Origin of the sequence: Sphingobacterium sp. UBA7249 (assembly GCF_002472835.1) — a bacterium.
GTDB lineage: Bacteria > Bacteroidota > Bacteroidia > Sphingobacteriales > Sphingobacteriaceae > Sphingobacterium > Sphingobacterium prati.
In genome coordinates this window covers 16,681-30,595 of record NZ_DKST01000023.1, presented here as the reverse complement: position 1 = coordinate 30,595, position 13,915 = coordinate 16,681, and the positions used below count along the sequence as shown (strand labels likewise).

The following is a 13,915-nucleotide window of genomic DNA, read 5'->3' as shown; positions in this document are numbered from 1 at the left end:
GTACTTTTGTCGGAATATTCACTTACAACTCATCCAATCAATTGGTGGCTATAAATTCTGTTGATTCAGGATATAAAATTGAAAGGGAACTGATATATGAGAATGGGAATTTAGTTAAGGTGAATTGGAAGTCATCTTGGGCAACATGGACAGAAGCATTCACTTTTACAAATGATAAGGCTCCACTTTATAATTCCGCATATCTGAACTTATTTGGAAGTACAGATGGGAGCGAAAACCTGCTATATTCACAAGGTCATTTTGGCGTTACATCAAAAAATATGGTAAAATCACTAACAATCTCTGGTGAGAATAACCCTACTAAAACTATATATTATGAATCATCTGTCGATCAAAAGGGAAACATTATAGAAGTAATTCCGAGCAATACAGAAATTTATAGATATAATTATCAATGCAATTAGAATATAAATTATGACAATGCCTCTCATTTCGAGAGGCATTAAAATAACTAGTATGACAGCACAAACATCCGAAGAATTCGTTTATAAAGGGAAAAGGTATCAAGGTCTCTATGCTGAACCATTGGATCAATATTTACAAACGCAGAATATTGAATTTCAACCTATAGCTTCCAGTTGTTGGAGAGGTTATAAATGTCTATGGATCATATCAGACAACAAACTATATCTCACTGATTTTTCAGGGGCAATCAGAATCTACAAGACAGATGACGATGAACTTTCCCCTGAAAGGTCTTACGACATCAAAAATATCAGCCTCAATCATCTGTTCTCAAATCAACAGAATGTTTTTGCTGAATGGTTTTCAGGGGAGATAAAATTAGTAAGGCGTATAAAGTTTACTGGGCCTGATTATTACGATACAGTGTACAAGAAAGTCATCCATTTAACCTTTGAAAGAGGAATTTTGGCAAAAGAAGAGATATTAAAAAATAAAAGTTCTTTTCTACCAAAGTGGCTCCGCTTTTGGTAAGAGAAGATTTCGAGTATCCTACATTTACCTATAACCATCCCCAACACGTCATTTTAAACTTTTGAGGGTTTCCATGAGTGTTGGGGATTTATTACTTATATCTTAAAATGACTAAGTCATTCTTTTCTTTATGGACCTAATTAGCAGAAACATTTACTAATGAATGAAAATAATGTTTATCCTGATCCTCATTAAAAGTACTGATACAATTAAAAATAAGTTGGTTTATAATAACATTTTTAACAAATGCAGTTACTTTATGTTTAGCCAAACAAACCCTAATTACTTGGGAAAAATAATGTTCCAATAAATGACCATAACAAAACTTGCTAATAGACAGATTTTTTATCAAATCTTTCTCTTCAACAATAATGCTACCATTCTTAACATTAAAGGTATCCTCATCTAGAAATGGGTATTCATCTTTCCTTATATTTATATGGGAATTCGGATTATCTCTTTTGAAAATTGTCTCACCTTTTTCAAAAAAATAGTGATCATAATCAATATACTTACGAATAGTTTTTTCAAAATAATTATATACACCCCTTAATTCAGCCACTTCTTTTAGATTTTGACCTAAATTAAGACAGACTATATAACAAATGTTATCTATATTAAATATATCATTTTCAATACTATATCCGTGACTATATATTATATTAGGGTGAATTAATCGCTTATTATTGACTTCATCATACTCACTATCCATACATATTATAGTATTGCTTAACGTTTGATCTAATATCTTAGAAGAAAGTTTTAATAAGACCGTCTTACTTCCTACAGACTTAAATTTAACCTCTTTTAAAGCCGAATATTTCGAAAAAATATTTTTCCAAAAAATTATATCCCTAGATTCTTCTGTGTATTTATCTTCGACAAGTATCTCATCTAGACTATAGCTTTTTTCTCCTCCTTCAACATAGCAAATAGCTTTTGACCGATAGAATTTATTCAGGTTTCTTAAACCTGAATTTGAGCGCAAAAATACTTTCATTTTATAAGATACAGTCTTCTATAAAAATAACAGAATTTTGATAATCACCAACGATGTCAGGAGAATGTGTTGCAAAAATAACTTGTGATGTCGAGTTAATTGTTTTAATACTCTTAACTAGTTTTTCTTGCCAATCAACATGTAAGGATAACTCGGGTTCATCTGCGATATATATGTGTGGCGAATCATTTTGTAAAAGAGCTTCCCCGAGAATAATGATTAGTTGTTTTTCCCCTGAAGATAGTTTTTTCAAACTAAACTCTTTGTTACTCTGTGTTTTTACAATGAAATCATTATTTTTTGTAAAAATCAATTTTTTTCTTTGTAACATAGAGTTTACAATCTCGAGAAATAAATCTCGAGATCTAAAAATCTCCTTTTTCCTCTGTTCAAGAAAAGTCCATTGTTGGACAATCTTATGAATTCTATTCGTTCCTATCAATGAAGCTGCATGGTTGAAATTTAGATTCTCTGAGTTTTTCACCCTTTGATTTGCTCTTTCGTAATTTTCATAGTGTTTCTCTATCTTTTTGCTGTAATGTCTTTCAGGAACATCAAACTCTCTAAAAATGTCCCGAAGAGATTTTATTTCTAGAGGTATATTTAAAGAATCATTACTTCTAAAATAACCCTCTGATTCATCGGATATTAGTGATAAAAAAATTTGTTTTTGGAACAACTCAGTTTCTTCATTTACCTCAGATTGTAATAATGAAAAATGTCTAATAAATTTGTTTGTTATCTCATCAATCTTTCTGTCAACTGAGGGTTCATGTGATTCACCATTTGTTTTATTATTAAATCTATTTATTGATAACCAATTTACAGATGTTATGTTCCTGAGGACAGTATATATACTATCTCTTTTTGAGATTAAACCTTCTTGAAATGCCCTATTTTGAACTCTTCTACCCCTTAAAAATCTCTCCTCTTCCAACTCGTTTAATGAGAAATCAATTGGTTCTTCTTTGGTCGAAAACCTAATTTTGACATTAATATTATTAAATACGGAGTATTCTCCATGAGTTTTTTTAATTTCTATGTTTGGCTTGAACTTACTCTTATCAAAGCTCCTAAACTTAATGAGTATCCTGTCAAATTCTGTTGTATCTAATGTTGGAAAATCTAACTTTATCGCAGCAACGATTAGGTTAATAATGGTGGTTTTTCCAGATCCATTTACTCCAACTATAAAATTTATATCTCTGTTGAAATTAATTATAACCTGTTTATCTCCCCAAAATCCTTCAATCTCGATTGTTTCTATATAATTCATACGTTAACGAGGTAATATGGCATTCCGTTTCGGAATCACCAGCATAAAGATATGCCAAACCCAGTTAAAAAAGAAATCGGATTGCATCCCAATTCTTTTTTAATGCTCCGCAGTTTGTCATACTTGATGCCTTGGTAATCCCTCCACTTCATAAAAGCACCTAAATCTTTTTAATACGTGCTGCGCACCCATTAAAAATTTTCAAGCTTTTAGAGTTTGGCTCGCCTGCTGTTCTCTCAGGCTTCGCTCTTGTCACTATTTTTGATGAGGCCATCTCACAAGCCCCTTTTTCAAAAATATCGCCAAGAAGCTTCGTCTATTTCATAGATATCGTTGAATCGTGCTACGCACTTTTCTTCAACGACCCTCGTTCAACTCGCAGGACGGCGAGCGAGAACTATTTTGTTGGATTAATGGCACGATTAATAAAATACTCCTTACTCCATTTCTTTATACACCGCAAATTCTCATCGTATTTCAATAACTCTATCAATTCATCCCCACCCAAATCAACAAAAACTTTTTTGCTTGAACTATACCAAACCTTTTTAGGATTTGACCAGTGGTACAAATGATGTCCATCATATTCCTCTTCGATTTCCCTCTCTATTTCCTTAATTCCATGAACTTCGTATAAATTGTTTTTACGATAATTCTTGGCCTTTGAATAGAAAGCTCCTGCATGTTTATCCGTGCGACGGAAAAAAATATTCTCTTTATGGGGAAGGGAATCTGGTTTAGGAAGTTTGTCATAAATAAAAAATCTATTTTTGAATTTACTACCATTAATTATCCATATCATATTTCCATAGAAACTTTCTCTTGATTCTAACTCTTCTATATTCATTGGAGAATTTTGAAATTCGATCACCACACCATTATTTGTCTTTACATCGGCAATATGCTTTTCTCCTGTTTTCTGATCGAAGTGAACAATCTCTTGATTTTGTTTAGGAAAATAATTTTTCCATTGCCGATGCCATTCTGTCTCATTTTCCCACCAAGAATCACAATATTTGTTGTTCCTATGTGCCCAATGCCACAGTTTTAATGACCCACATTTAGCTATTACTTCACTGCCACAACAATAGCATTTACCTTTCAATTTAGGCAAGGGAGCGGATTTGATTCCGTTAACATTAGCATATTGCATCATAAAATAATTTGTTTTACCAAATATATTATAATTTGATTCTTTTTTAGAACTACGTGAATAATTTGGGAATGCTAAGAATAAAACTGGCTTAATATCTTAGAGGGGATTTGGATAACGAAACACTTTCTAATAGAATAGGGGATATTACCCGATGGATTACGCATCCATATTATTTCAGCTCACTTTTGTTTTATATTATATAAATAATCAAAGTGATCTAATGTGCCTTAGAAGCTATTTGGAAAAGTGTGCCAAAAGTGTGACGAGAAATCTAATATTTTAAGTTTTTAAATGTGTTTCAATTTCCTTATTTTTGGCTAAAACGTGGCTTAAATGCATAAAAAAGGCCCTATCCTATGATAAAGCCTTGTACTCAGCGGAAAGGGAGGGATTCGAACCCTCGATACAGTCATCCCGTATACAGTCTTTCCAGGACTGCTCATTCGACCACTCTGACACCTTTCCGTGTTTCAGTGCACAAATGTAGTAATTTTTTGCTTTATTGCAATACGATACACTTTTTTTAAGAACGATTTTCCCTATGCTGCTGATCATAAGCGCATTGTTTTTATATTTTTTTGAATAAAACATATTTCTTATTTTTCAGAATGACAAATACTTATTTAGACATAAAAAAGAATATTTTGGAAGTTGCCCTCGAGCGAACAAATGATCGGATCGCAATGATCGAATCGGCATTGGAAACAGCAAGGGATTCGAGTGATGACGATACGAAAAGTAGTGCTGGAGATAAGTACGAAACCTCCCGGGAAATGATCCAGCAAGATATCAACCGCTATCAGGGCCAACTTCTTGAAGCAAATAAAGATTTAATGCAGCTTACCAATATCTTCTCGACGATAGGGGTGGAGACCGACTTTGTTAAATTGGGGAGTCTTGTAAAAACAAATTTGGGACTTTATTTTATTGCAACGAGTATTGGCGCTTTAAAAATAAATGATAAGAATGTCTTTGTCGTTTCAGCAGGATCGCCCATTGGTCAGTTGCTTCTAGGTAAGAAATGTGGGGATAGCTTCCTATTTAACAGATTAAATCAAACCATATCTGAGCTCTATTAATTGCTTAAATCGAAGAAAGTTAAACAATATGCCAAAATAACTGTTTTCATTATGAACGAAAATAAAACCAGACGATGAAACTAAACAAGTTACTTTTGATATTTTCATTCAGTGTTTTACCTTTTGTTCACTCTTGCCGGTCACCAGAATCCGATAATAAGCTAAAGTCTAAAATCGAAAGTGCTTTAGCAGATAACCAGGGCATAGCAGTGGATGTAGAAGAGGGTAATGTCACACTGAACGGACAGCTAGGATCGGATTCATTAAAACAAGTTGTTGAAGAGAAAACGAAAATGGCTGGGGGCGAGCAGATCAAATCCATTCATAACAATATTGTAGTCAATCTTCCCGAGCCCGAAGGCGCGCGTGAAAAATATCATGAACTAGTCGGAGGGGCGGTCGACTCTACCCTAACTAGAGATGTCAATCGAGTCCTGGAGGATTTTCCAACAATTACAGCTCAAGTGAAGGAAGGAATCATTACTGCAACAGGCAATATTGAGAAGACGAAAATGGATTCCCTAAAGAAGAGATTGGAACATATTAAACCTAAAGGTATTGATATGAAAGGAGTGACCAGTCGATAGTTTTCGTATTTCCACTGAAATATAAAAGCTACGCATCAACAGATGGGTAGCTTTTACTATTTATGCATATGTTTATTTACACCTAATTTAAACATTTTCCATCAAATCCCGAATAGCGACCGAGGCAATAGCACCTCCGAACGCTGCGGGTAGATAGGACATTGTTCCATAAGCTGATTTCTTGAAATTACTCCCATCGGTATATAGTAAGGAGCTTTTATCCGGAAGCTCAGTTGAAAAGGCAACTTTAACACCATCTCGTATCCCATGTTTACGTAATTTTTTACGAATATGTTGGGCCAGCTTACAGTTATACGATTTACTGATATCAGCGATCTCAATTTTTGTCGGGTCAACTTTACCACCTGCACCCATTGAACTTACAAATGGCATTTTTGCATCCAATGCCAGTCTGATGAAAAATAACTTCGGTGTAATACTATCGATGGCTTCCACACAATAGTCGGGGGCCATTTCCAATAAAGCCGGTATTTTTTCAGGGATAATAAAGTCCTGGATCACGGTCAATTCCAATTCTGGATTAATAGCTAAAAGACGCTGTCTCATGATTTCAGCTTTTGCTTCACCATGGTTCGTTGCAAGAGCCGGCAACTGCCTATTTCTGTTGGAGGGGTCTACGGTATCACCATCTATTATGGTCATCTTACCGACCCCCGCACGGCAGATAAATTCAGCCGCAAAGGAACCCACACCGCCTAGGCCCAGAACCATCACGTGTGAATTCGCTAATTTTTCCAAAGCTGTCCTACCAACCAGTGCCTCGGTGCGTGACAGCCAACTTAAATCTTTCATTTTTTTAATACAATCTTATAATTATGATATAATGCCTGCTTTAGCATCTCTACTGGAATAGATCGGACTTGGGCGACATATTGATATAGGGTAGCAACATCTGTTGCTGTATAGGTATCTGTTTCCAAAAATAAATGTGTAAGGGGGATATTTCTTACGACTTCGTCCTGGCTGCCATTCAAGCAATGGATACCAATCGAAAGGTAATACCCCTTGTCTATGAGCTGTTTGGCCAAAGTCCAATTCTTGCGATAACCATGGAAGATAACCGGTAAATGAAATTTAGCTTTTACCAAAGAGGCCAAAACTTCTTGAAAAGCACGAACGCAGTGAATAATCAGTGGTTTCTGAAAGGCAATAGCCAATAGTACTTGCTGATCGAAAACTTGTTGCTGCAGCTCGAAAGAGACAGCGCTATTTTTGTCTAGACCGCATTCGCCTAATGCCACAACATTCCCTTTTTGAATCATTTCCTGCATCAATTCCAAGGTTTTTTCTGTATTGTTGTCGATATACCAGGGATGCAAACCGATAGAACAGTCTCCCTCAATGATAGTCTCATTATGGTTCAATGCGATATTTATAACAGATCGGTTGAAACCGTCCTGTATCATATCAAGCCGATGTGTATGTATGTCGATATAGGGAACCAGCATTGTCAAAGGACAAAGGTCGAAAAAATAGTTGAAGCAAAAAATATTCTCTACAAATTTAGTATAGTTTTATTGCTCCAACTTACTGTTGAGTGCCTGCAAAATTGCCGAAGCCTTTAAAAGACATTCTTGATATTCTTGCTCCGCTAGTGCTTGGTTGGTGAGGGCTCCGCCGGTATGAAAGGATAGGTATTTTTCGCGTTGATTGTACAGGACTGAACGGATTACGACATTAAAATCAAATTCATCACGAATAGTATCAAAATAGCCTACCGAACCTGCGTAAATTCCTCTTTTGGAGCCTTCAATCTGATCACAAATACGCATGGCAGCAATCTTGGGAGCACCTGTCATGGAGCCGGCAGGAAAGGTATGTCTAAAGACATCCATATTGGACACGTTGGGGTCTTGTATGCAGCTGATGGTAGATATCATCTGATGTACTTGTTTAAAAGACTGGATTTCAAACAAACGTGTGGCTTCAACTGTCCCGGGAAGCGCGCTCCGTGTTAAATCATTGCGAACAAGATCTACGATCATTACATTTTCGGCGATCTCCTTCTGCGATTGGAGCATACGATTGATAATGTCCCGGTCTTCGCGCTCCGTGACACCCCTTTTAGCTGTGCCCTTAATTGGCTGAGATATTAACCTACCTTTTCTTTTTGCCAAAAAACGCTCTGGAGAAGCGCTCATGATAGAATGATGTCCAACTTTAAAAAAATTGCTGAATGGGGTAGGTGAAACAGCATTCAATTTTAGATAGACCTCAATCGGAGAAATATCTGCATTTTCAGCGAAGAATTCCTGACAGAGATTTACCTCGTATATGTCACCACGTTGGATATGCTGTTGCACTTTATCAAAGGCATCAAAGTATTCTTCTTTTGTCCACCGTGAGCGTAACTTTAGATCTAGGTCGGCATCTTCCTGTTCGAGTATTGTATTACAGATGGACTGATAGATCGCAACAGGATCATCGCCTTCGATGATTACTTGCTTTCCCGCCACTTTGATTGTAATCGCGGGAACAAAAAAATAAGCAGCTGGAAATCCAAGTTTGTCAATTGCACTGGTTTGTAGTTCTTCAATCTCATTCTTGAGATCGTAAGATAGAAACCCTGGAATAAACTCGCATTGATATTTGATTAGGAATTGTTGTAATTGATCCAATACATTCTCATCTGCACAAAATGAATGCAGAGCCTTCACTGCCAATACACTCTCAAATTTTCCCCATTGGTCAGGTAACCCATTGGTATTAAAGAAAGAAATTTCATCAAATTGCCCTGACCAATGCAGGGCTTTTTGATGAAATTTATCTTTAGAATCGAGAAGATCAAAACTTTCGATCCGCATATTTTACTTTGATAAAGCCAATGTTTGCTTACGATCTGGGCCTACCGACAAAATTGTGATAGGGACTTCGAGAGCCTTCTCTAAATAGGAAATATAGTTATTTAATGCTTCAGGAATCTCTCCTTCAGATGTGATGCCTGTCAAATCTTGTTTCCATCCTTGAATTTCTTCCAAAATTGGCTCTGCCTGATGTGTAATAATCTCATATGGCATATAGTCAATCACTTCACCATTATATTTATAATGTGTACAAGCGTAGATCTTATCGAAAGTATCCAATACATCGGCCTTCATCATGATTAGATCTGTAACGCCATTCAGCATAATTGCATATTTCAACGCAGGGATATCAATCCAGCCTGTACGACGCGCACGTCCTGTTGTAGCTCCGAACTCATGCCCCAATTGACGTAGTTTTTCTCCTGTTTCATCATGAAGTTCAGTCGGGAAGGGACCTCCACCTACACGGGTTGCATAGGCTTTAAAAATTCCATATACCTTACCAATTTTGTTCGGTGCAATACCTAGACCTGTACAAGCTCCAGCGGTGGTCGTGTTGGATGAAGTCACAAATGGGTAAGAACCGAAATCAACATCCAAAAGGGTACCTTGGGCACCTTCAGCCAATACACGTTTGCCTTCTTTCAGATACTGATTGACTAAATGTTCTGAATCAACATGCGGAATGGTTTTAATAAATTCAACGGCAGCCAAGAATGCTTGTTCTTTTTCGCTAAAATCAGGAATATCACCATAGTGTGAAAGAATATTCAAGTGTTTTTCTTTCAGCTTTTGGTAACGTTCTTGAAAGTCTGGAAGCGTTGTATCACCTACACGTAAGCCATTTCTACCAGTTTTGTCCATATAGGTCGGACCGATACCTTTCAATGTAGATCCAATTTTGCCTGCGCCCATTTTTGATTCTGAAGCAGCGTCCAATAATTGGTGTGTTGGCAAAATAAGGTGTGCTTTGCGTGCTAATACCAAATTGCCTTTACCCACCGGATCAAAACCAGCTGTCTTAAGGTTGTCTAATTCTCTTTTTAGGATAATCGGATCGATAACGACACCATTACCAATAAGATTTAGTGTACCTTCATTGAAGATACCAGATGGAATTGTGTTGAGCACGAATTTTTTGTTATCAAATTCCAACGTGTGTCCGGCGTTAGGGCCGCCTTGGAAACGAGCGATTAAATCGTATTTTGGACAAAATACGTCTACGATTTTACCCTTACCCTCGTCGCCCCATTGTAAGCCCAAAAGCACATCAACTTGCATAGCTTTTAAAGTATAGTAATTAAAATGTTATTAATAAAAATAGACTCATTAAAAAAATAAAAATGTTCAGGAATTTTTCTCCTGAACATTCCTGAACAAATGTACTATTATATTTAACAAAAATATAAGATTAATTTGAAATAGCCTCCTGGGCTACGATTTCTTCTTTTTTATTTTTTTCTTGACAATCTTGACAAACACCATATAAATTTAAAGAGTGGTGTTTAATATCAAATTTCAACAAATCTCCCATAAGGCTTTGAATCTGATTGATACGGGGGTCACAAAATTCGACAACCTTATTACACTCGATGCAAATCACGTGGTCGTGTTGTTTGAAGCCATAAGATTTTTCGAACTGAGCCATATTACGGCCAAACTGGTGTTTTGTTACCAAGTCACAAGATACCAATAATTCGAGGGTATTATAAACTGTAGCACGGCTGACACGATATTTTTTGTTCTTCATATGGATATACAAAGATTCTACATCAAAATGATCAGTACGTGAATAAATCTCTTCCAAGATAGCATAACGCTCTGGAGTTTTTCTTAGATTTTTATTTTCTAAGTAGGCCTCAAAGATTTTTTTTACAGTTGCAAAATTTTCAGCTTGATTCATAGTAAAAGTATTCTTGTACAAATTTACCAATTTAGATTGACATTTGATAGTATTTCTAGATTGTGAGATTCATTTGATTAATTTTCAGATTCATAACGGTTTACTCCTGTTATTCCTCTTACTTGTTTAAGGTTTTTCATCAAGCTCTCCAATTGCTGCGTATCATTGACATACACCATAATATTCCCGTCAAAAATACCGTCATTACTTGATATGGATAAAGAACGTATATTGACGGCAAATTCTTGAGAAATGACAGTAGTAAGTTTGTTGACTAATCCGACATCGTCGATCCCTACGATATGCAAGCCTGTCAGGAATGCAGAGTCTTTAGTCGACGCCCAACGAGCCTTTAAGATACGGTACCCATAATTTGCCATTAATTTGGATGCATTCGGACAACTGGTACGGTGAATCTTGATACCATCATTGACTGTCAGAAAACCAAAGATATCGTCTCCCGGAATTGGATTGCAACAAGGGGCTAACGTATAATCAACTTTTTGCATATCATCACCTATAAGAATGGTGTCGAATTCTTTTTTATTGATTTTCTCTACTAAACCACCAATATGACTGTTAAACTGATTCCCCGAAGAAGATCCTACATTGATTTCGACTGCTTTTTCGTGGGCTACATATTCACGCAATTGTTTGATATCAACAATACCCTTCGCTACGTTGTAAAATAGGTCCTGAGAACTTGGATACTTTAGATAATTAGCAATTTTATTAATATTATCTGTATTGTACGTTACCTTCAAAGACTTCAATTTGCGTTCCAAGATCTCTTTACCATCTTCGGCAACTCTTCGTTTTTCTTCTTTAAGGGAGGATCTAATTTTTGATTTTGCTTTTGCCGTAACCACAAAATTCAGCCAGTCTTCTTTCGGAGATTGCTTGCTTGATGTGATAATTTCTACTTGATCACCATTTTGCAAAACATGGCTAAGTGGAACAAGTTTATGGTTTACTTTCGCACCGATACAACTTGCACCAATATCAGAATGGATCTCAAAAGCAAAATCTAAAGCGGTGGCATTATTCGGCAATTGAATTAAGGTACCTTTGGGTGTGAAGATAAAAATTTCATCCGAGAACAGGTTCATCTTGAAATCATCCACAAAATCCATGGCATTCTGATCAGGGCTGCTGAGTACATCACGTACCTTTTTGATCCATTGATCCAAGCCTGAATCGGAATTGGACTCTTTGTATTTCCAGTGTGCCGCAAACCCTTTTTCCGCAATCTCGTTCATCCGCCTGGTCCGAATCTGTACTTCCACCCATTGCCCCTTGGGGCCCATTACCGTGGTATGCAGGGATTCGTAGCCATTTCCTTTGGGTGAAGAGATCCAATCGCGCAAACGGTCCGGGTTAGGACGATATAAATCCGTTACGATGGAATATACTTTCCAACATTCGGTTTTTTCCTTCTCATCCACCGCGTCAATAACGATACGAATCGCAAATAGGTCATATACTTCTTCAAATGGAATTGACTTTTTGCGCATCTTGTTCCAGATCGAATGAATCGATTTGGGTCTTCCAAATACGGCGGCTTTAACTCCTTGTTCTTCTAAAATTTCTGTAATAGGACCGATAAAATCACCTATGAATTTCTCCCGTTCGGCTTTCTTTTCGTTCAGTTTTCGCGCAATAAATTTATAGGTATCTGGATCAGTAAATTTCATGGACAAGTCTTCCAATTCGGATTTGATCGCATACAAACCCAAACGATGCGCCAAGGGAGCATAAAGATAACTGGTCTCCGAGGCAATCTTCAACTGTTTATCTCTTGCCATAAATTCCATCGTCCGCATATTGTGCAGCCTATCCGCCAATTTGATAAGGATAACGCGTACGTCATCAGCAAGCGTGAGCAACATTTTACGAAAGTTCTCGGCCTGCATTGAACTATTGGGGTCAAATATTCCGGAAATTTTTGTCAATCCGTCGATAATACGACGAACTTTTTTTCCAAACATTTCCTCAATTTCGTCCAAGGTTACATTGGTGTCCTCAACAACATCATGGAGCAAAGCGCATACAATGGAGGTCGTCCCTAAACCAATTTCCTCGGCGGCAATCTGCGCTACCGCAATCGGATGATAAATATAGGGTTCTCCTGATTTGCGGCGCATCTCCTTGTGGCTATCCAGGGCCAAATCAAAAGCTTTACGAATCTCTTGTTTGTCCCCGCGCTGCAAAGTAGGCTTACAGGCACGCAATAATGCACGGTAACGTTTTCTTATCTCTTTGTTTTCTGCTTCAATATCAATCACATAATCTTTCATAAACGTTGCAGGTAAATGATGTTTTTTTGAGTATTTTTGTTTAATTTAGTTAATGTATGTTAAATACAATTATCAAGCTAACTTATTTTGTAATAAATTTACCAAAATATAATAGCATTGACAAATGAAAAGAGTTATATAGTCGTTCAGATGAAGACAACAGTATGCGTTTTGTTTTTTCTTCTTGGGGCTTTGTTAGATGTGGCAAAGGCTCAGTCGCTTGTTTTGCCATTATATGGAGAAGGGTCGCAGGAGACAGTAACGGATTATATGACAACAACGCTGCCCTCAGGTGAGATATTGCCTTGGTTTCCTATTCCTGAGGTAGTTATCGTTAGAAAACGAGTTTGGTCAAGTGAGGAAGCTCGACGGGAATATCTACGTTTTAGAAGAAATGTACTGAAAGTACTTCCTTATGCGATATATGCTCAAAAAAGATACGACCAACTGGATCGGGATCTGGCTATGACATCCAATAAAAAAGAACATGAAGCTCTAGTGGAAAGGTGTGAAAACGATGTGAAACAAATGTTTAATAGGGAAATTAAAAATATGACCATTTCCCAGGGTAAAATCCTAATAAAGCTGATCGATCGCTATACCGGACACACGAGCTATGAAATGGTGAAGGAAATGAAAGGTGGGATTTCCGCATTTTTTTATCAGGGAGTTGCCAAAATTTTTGGGCATAATTTGAAATCAGCATACGATCCAAAAGAGGACTTCGAAATCGAAAATATCATCCGTGAATTTGAACGGTCGAGACCCAAACCGGTGATGTAGGACCACATATATACTCGTATATATATAGGTCACGAAGATACTTTGATTAGGA

Annotated in this window: 14 protein-coding genes and 1 tRNA gene; 5 read left to right on the top strand and 10 right to left on the bottom strand. The window is 36.8% G+C overall.

Translation table 11 applies throughout. The features are described from left to right. Both B4A24_RS15765 and B4A24_RS15760 read left to right on the top strand, forming a co-directional pair. Positions 1–425, top strand: a 425-nt coding sequence (locus B4A24_RS15765) for a DUF4595 domain-containing protein (protein ID WP_293946054.1), incomplete at its 5' end; no start/stop codon positions are given. A gap of 52 nt (positions 426–477) precedes the next feature. Next, positions 478–957 (top strand): hypothetical protein, encoded by a 480-nt coding sequence (locus B4A24_RS15760; protein WP_293946053.1) that lies wholly within the window; start codon positions 478–480, stop codon positions 955–957. 136 nt (positions 958–1,093) lie between these two features. Here B4A24_RS15760 and B4A24_RS15755 read toward each other — a convergent pair whose 3' ends face one another. The 4 genes from B4A24_RS15755 to B4A24_RS15740 all read right to left on the bottom strand — a co-directional run bounded on the left by B4A24_RS15755 (position 1,094) and on the right by B4A24_RS15740 (position 4,854). Continuing rightward, on the bottom strand, positions 1,094–1,957 hold the full coding sequence (locus B4A24_RS15755) for a hypothetical protein (protein ID WP_293946052.1): 864 nt from the start codon (positions 1,955–1,957) through the stop codon (positions 1,094–1,096). A gap of 1 nt (position 1,958) precedes the next feature. Beyond that, the gene (locus B4A24_RS15750; protein ID WP_293946051.1) at positions 1,959–3,233 is read right to left on the bottom strand and encodes an AAA family ATPase; all 1,275 of its coding nucleotides are present in this window, start codon (positions 3,231–3,233) and stop codon (positions 1,959–1,961) included. A 397-nt stretch (positions 3,234–3,630) separates the two neighbouring features. Continuing rightward, positions 3,631–4,389: a competence protein CoiA gene (locus B4A24_RS15745; RefSeq protein ID WP_293946050.1), complete on the bottom strand. Its 759-nt coding sequence runs from the start codon at positions 4,387–4,389 to the stop codon at positions 3,631–3,633. A gap of 377 nt (positions 4,390–4,766) precedes the next feature. Beyond that, a tRNA-Ser gene (locus tag B4A24_RS15740) sits at positions 4,767–4,854 on the bottom strand. Between the two features lie 143 nt (positions 4,855–4,997). Here B4A24_RS15740 and B4A24_RS15735 point away from each other — a divergent pair. Both B4A24_RS15735 and B4A24_RS15730 read left to right on the top strand, forming a co-directional pair. Then, positions 4,998–5,468 (top strand): hypothetical protein, encoded by a 471-nt coding sequence (locus tag B4A24_RS15735; protein WP_293946049.1) that lies wholly within the window; start codon positions 4,998–5,000, stop codon positions 5,466–5,468. A 74-nt stretch (positions 5,469–5,542) separates the two neighbouring features. Next, positions 5,543–6,055 carry a BON domain-containing protein gene (locus tag B4A24_RS15730; protein ID WP_293946048.1) on the top strand — a complete coding sequence of 171 codons (513 nt, stop codon included), beginning with the start codon at positions 5,543–5,545 and terminating at the stop codon, positions 6,053–6,055. An 87-nt stretch (positions 6,056–6,142) separates the two neighbouring features. On the opposite strand, the gene B4A24_RS15725 is transcribed toward B4A24_RS15730, so the two are convergent. From B4A24_RS15725 to B4A24_RS15700, 6 genes are all read right to left on the bottom strand, one after another. Continuing rightward, on the bottom strand, positions 6,143–6,868 hold the full coding sequence (locus tag B4A24_RS15725; protein ID WP_104381936.1) for a tRNA threonylcarbamoyladenosine dehydratase: 726 nt from the start codon (positions 6,866–6,868) through the stop codon (positions 6,143–6,145). Then, positions 6,865–7,482, bottom strand: coding sequence for a TatD family hydrolase (locus tag B4A24_RS15720; RefSeq protein WP_293946047.1), 618 nt, complete (start codon positions 7,480–7,482; stop codon positions 6,865–6,867). Before B4A24_RS15720 ends, B4A24_RS15725 begins: the two co-directional genes overlap by 4 nt. Before the next feature lie 108 nt (positions 7,483–7,590). Then, a complete protein-coding gene (locus tag B4A24_RS15715) occupies positions 7,591–8,880 on the bottom strand; it encodes an anthranilate synthase component I family protein (protein ID WP_293946046.1) in 1,290 nt (429 codons plus the stop codon). A 3-nt stretch (positions 8,881–8,883) separates the two neighbouring features. Further along, the gene (locus tag B4A24_RS15710; RefSeq protein WP_172394123.1) at positions 8,884–10,161 is read right to left on the bottom strand and encodes an adenylosuccinate synthase; all 1,278 of its coding nucleotides are present in this window, start codon (positions 10,159–10,161) and stop codon (positions 8,884–8,886) included. A 130-nt stretch (positions 10,162–10,291) separates the two neighbouring features. Then, complete coding sequence (locus B4A24_RS15705; protein WP_172394122.1) at positions 10,292–10,783, bottom strand: Fur family transcriptional regulator; 492 nt, start codon at positions 10,781–10,783, stop codon at positions 10,292–10,294. Between the two features lie 77 nt (positions 10,784–10,860). Next, positions 10,861–13,080, bottom strand: coding sequence for a RelA/SpoT family protein (locus B4A24_RS15700; protein WP_172394121.1), 2,220 nt, complete (start codon positions 13,078–13,080; stop codon positions 10,861–10,863). Between the two features lie 150 nt (positions 13,081–13,230). On the opposite strand from B4A24_RS15700, the gene B4A24_RS15695 reads away from it, so the two are divergent. Next, positions 13,231–13,863, top strand: a complete 633-nt coding sequence (locus B4A24_RS15695; RefSeq protein ID WP_293946045.1) for a DUF4294 domain-containing protein — start codon at positions 13,231–13,233, stop codon at positions 13,861–13,863. The last annotated feature ends 52 nt before the right edge of the window (positions 13,864–13,915 follow it).

Excerpts from the sequence above, each read along its gene's own strand:
- B4A24_RS15710 (WP_172394123.1), bottom strand. The coding sequence starts at position 10,161 with ATGCAAGTTGATGTGCTTTTGGGCTTACAATGGGGCGACGAGGGTAAG.
- B4A24_RS15720 (WP_293946047.1), bottom strand. The coding sequence starts at position 7,482 with ATGATACAGGACGGTTTCAACCGATCTGTTATAAATATCGCATTGAAC.
- B4A24_RS15755 (WP_293946052.1), bottom strand. The coding sequence starts at position 1,957 with ATGAAAGTATTTTTGCGCTCAAATTCAGGTTTAAGAAACCTGAATAAA.
- B4A24_RS15725 (WP_104381936.1), bottom strand. The coding sequence starts at position 6,868 with ATGAAAGATTTAAGTTGGCTGTCACGCACCGAGGCACTGGTTGGTAGG.
- B4A24_RS15730 (WP_293946048.1), top strand. The coding sequence starts at position 5,543 with ATGAAACTAAACAAGTTACTTTTGATATTTTCATTCAGTGTTTTACCT.
- B4A24_RS15760 (WP_293946053.1), top strand. The coding sequence starts at position 478 with ATGACAGCACAAACATCCGAAGAATTCGTTTATAAAGGGAAAAGGTAT.
- B4A24_RS15695 (WP_293946045.1), top strand. The coding sequence starts at position 13,231 with ATGAAGACAACAGTATGCGTTTTGTTTTTTCTTCTTGGGGCTTTGTTA.
- B4A24_RS15745 (WP_293946050.1), bottom strand. The coding sequence starts at position 4,389 with ATGATGCAATATGCTAATGTTAACGGAATCAAATCCGCTCCCTTGCCT.
- B4A24_RS15705 (WP_172394122.1), bottom strand. The coding sequence starts at position 10,783 with ATGAATCAAGCTGAAAATTTTGCAACTGTAAAAAAAATCTTTGAGGCC.
- B4A24_RS15735 (WP_293946049.1), top strand. The coding sequence starts at position 4,998 with ATGACAAATACTTATTTAGACATAAAAAAGAATATTTTGGAAGTTGCC.
- B4A24_RS15700 (WP_172394121.1), bottom strand. The coding sequence starts at position 13,080 with ATGAAAGATTATGTGATTGATATTGAAGCAGAAAACAAAGAGATAAGA.
- B4A24_RS15750 (WP_293946051.1), bottom strand. The coding sequence starts at position 3,233 with ATGAATTATATAGAAACAATCGAGATTGAAGGATTTTGGGGAGATAAA.
- B4A24_RS15715 (WP_293946046.1), bottom strand. The coding sequence starts at position 8,880 with ATGCGGATCGAAAGTTTTGATCTTCTCGATTCTAAAGATAAATTTCAT.